Origin of the sequence: Saccharopolyspora sp. (assembly GCF_017434145.1) — a bacterium.
GTDB lineage: Bacteria > Actinomycetota > Actinomycetes > Mycobacteriales > Pseudonocardiaceae > Saccharopolyspora_C > Saccharopolyspora_C galaxeae.
Map to the genome: position 1 here is coordinate 1 of NZ_JAFRFW010000635.1, position 2,613 is coordinate 2,613.

Sequence of the window (2,613 nt, forward strand, 5' to 3'; positions counted from 1 at the left end):
GACGTGCGCCCCTCGGCCGAAGCCGGGCTGCACGCGCGCATCGCGGCGCGTTCCGGCGCGGGCGCGGTGGTGCACGTGCACGTGCTGGCGCCGGTGCTGGCGGCCGAGCGCTGGCCGGACGGGGTGGTGCTGCGGGACCTGGAGATGCTCAAAGGACTCGGCCGCGCCGCCCACGACGACGAAATGCGGGTGCCGGTGGTGCCCAACAGCCAGGACATGGGCGTATTGGGCGCGGCGTTCGAGGCCGGTTTCGACGCGGCGACCCCGGCGTTGATCGTGGCCCGCCACGGGCTGTACGTGTGGGGCGGCGACCTCGCCGAGGCGCGGCACCGCACCGAATGCCTGGAATGGCTGGTCTCGTTCGCGCTGGCCGCGGATCGTTGAGCGGCGACGACGCCGAGCAGACCGGACCGATCGAAGGGAGAGCCGCGATGACGTTGCTGACCGTCTGGAACGACACCGACCCGCAGCAGGAGACCTTGCGCACCGAGGACGCCGGTGAGATCGCCGACGTGCTCAAGCAGCTCGGCGTGCGGTTCAACCGCTGGCAGCTGCAGGACCTGCCGGAACTGCCGTCCTCCGAACAGGTCCTGGACGCCTACCGCGCCGAGGTGGACCGGGTCATCGACGCGGAGGGCTACATCAAGGTCGACGCGATCTCGATGAAACCCGAAGACACCCAGGAATGGCGGGACAAGGCCCGCGCCGCGCGGGAGAAGTTCCTGTCCGAGCACACCCACGACGATGACGAGGACCGGTTCTTCGCCCGCGGAGCAGGGGTTTTCTACCTGCACGTGGAGGGCAAGGTCTACGCGGTGCTGTGCGAGGCGGGCGACCTGCTCAGCGTGCCCGCGTACACCACGCACTGGTTCGACATGGGCACCAGCCCGGACTCCGTCTCGATCCGGTTCTTCCACGACGACGACGGCTGGATCGGCGAATTCCTCAACACCGACACCGCCGAGAAGTTCCCCAGCTTCGACGAGCTGATGGCCTCCCGCGGCTGAGGCTCCGAGCCCGCCGGGCGGCCGCACCCGGAGCGTTGGGCAGTAGGTCTTGTTCCTCGGTGCAGCGGGGGGCGTAGCCGATGATCGGTTCACTCATGGCGCGAACGTACGCGCGGGTGTCCCTACTGGATGAGCTCTGCGTAGTGCTGTTGCAGGGCCTGCTGTTCGTCGGGTGATCGGGTCGGAATTCGCTCACCCAGCTGCGCTTGGACGAGGTCGAGCAGCTGGTGCCAACCGGCGGCGTTCCGCGAGAGGATGGTGATCGGACCGTCTCCGGGAGCGACGCTGCTCATCGCAGCGCGCACGTCGTTCGTACTCAGCACGTGGGTCAACGCCAGCAAGCAGCCGTCCTCGGGCGTTCGGCCGAGTTGCCAGGTGACGGTCGCACCGGGGTTGACGTATTCGAAGAAGGTGTGCTCGAAAAGTCGTAGCGGCTCCAGGCGGAGAACTCGGTCGGCGACTCGAACATCATCTCCGTGATGGGTGACGTACTGCCCGCCCTGCCGCAGCTCGATCTCGGGTCGCGTGCCCATCCACTGTTGAATCGCGGCGGGATCGGTGATCGTGTGCCACACCGCCTCGATCGGCTGGTTGACGTGGCGTTCGTAGTGGAACGTGACGTGCTCGTCGGTGCGGTCGACCGTGCCGTCGGTCATGGGTTCTCCCGAGGTTCCAAATGTGCCTGCAGGTCCGTGTCCAGAATCGGCGGCAGCCGACATCCTGCTGCGCGAGGTCAGGTGGAAGGTTGCGTCAGCGCCTCGTCGTCCTCCTGGCCCTCGCGCAGCAACAATTCGATCGTGGCTTGGCACGCCTCCCCGATGATGTCGTGGCCGTTCGGCCACACCTCGACGTGCCAGCCGGGATCGTCGCTGACCCGGTCGTACATCCCGGCCAGCGGACTGTCGGGCCAGCCGGACATCCAGACGAATACCTTGCGGCGAATCGGGTCCAGACCTTGGGTCAGCCGCAGCGGTTGGAGGAAGCAGGCGAAGGGATGTGCGGTGGCTCGCGGGTCGAGCCCGGGCGGAGGTTCGGTCAGCACGCCGTCGCGCGTGCTTGCGACGAACCTCTGCCGCTCGGACTCGCTGGTCAGTTCCCACAGCGATTCGCCGTCCCGAGGTATTTGGGCGTCGAGGAACACCAGGCTGGCGATGCGCTCGGCAGCGCGATCGGCAACCGCTGTCGCGACCATCCCGCCGTAGCTGTGGGCGCAGAGCACGACGTCATCGAGGTCCTCGTAGTCCAGCACGTTGAGCACGTCCTGAATGTGTGTCTCGAGGTTCGTCGAGGACACCAGGTGGTGGCGCTCGCCGACGCCGGTCAACGTCACCGCGACTGCCTCGTGGCCGTGGGCTCGCAAGGCGTCAACGACCGGCTGGAACCACCATCCTCCGTGGTAGCCACCCGGGATGATCACGTAGTTGGACATACCCGCACCGTAGCTGCGGGTGCCGACACGCGGCGGGGCTTCTGCCGAAGGCGCCCCGGCCAGGCGCTCAGGCGGCTTGGTTCTCGATGATGTCGGCGCCTGCGATGGGGCCGCCCGCGCCGCGCACGTGTTCGCGCATCTCGGCGAGGTTGTCGCGGACCTGCTCGTCGGCGGCGA

At 67.9% G+C, this 2,613-nt stretch carries 4 protein-coding genes; 2 read left to right on the forward strand and 2 right to left on the reverse strand.

Features of this window, described 5'->3' with window-relative positions; translation table 11 throughout:
- Together IJH84_RS17485 and IJH84_RS17490 are read left to right on the forward strand one after the other, a co-directional pair.
- The coding region (locus tag IJH84_RS17485) for a class II aldolase/adducin family protein (RefSeq protein WP_295146333.1) at positions 1 to 384 on the forward strand (384 nt) is incomplete at its 5' end.
- Between the two features lie 47 nt (positions 385 to 431).
- A complete protein-coding gene (locus IJH84_RS17490) occupies positions 432 to 1,007 on the forward strand; it encodes a cupin (RefSeq protein ID WP_295146340.1) in 576 nt (191 codons plus the stop codon).
- A gap of 122 nt (positions 1,008 to 1,129) precedes the next feature.
- On the opposite strand, the gene IJH84_RS17495 is transcribed toward IJH84_RS17490, so the two are convergent.
- Entirely contained in the window at positions 1,130 to 1,663 is a 534-nt protein-coding gene (locus IJH84_RS17495) for an SRPBCC domain-containing protein (protein ID WP_295146335.1), read from the reverse strand.
- Positions 1,664 to 1,740: 77 nt separating this feature from the next.
- Positions 1,741 to 2,436: an alpha/beta fold hydrolase gene (locus IJH84_RS17500; RefSeq protein WP_295146338.1), complete on the reverse strand. Its 696-nt coding sequence runs from the start codon at positions 2,434 to 2,436 to the stop codon at positions 1,741 to 1,743.
- Between the last annotated feature and the right edge of the window lie 177 nt (positions 2,437 to 2,613).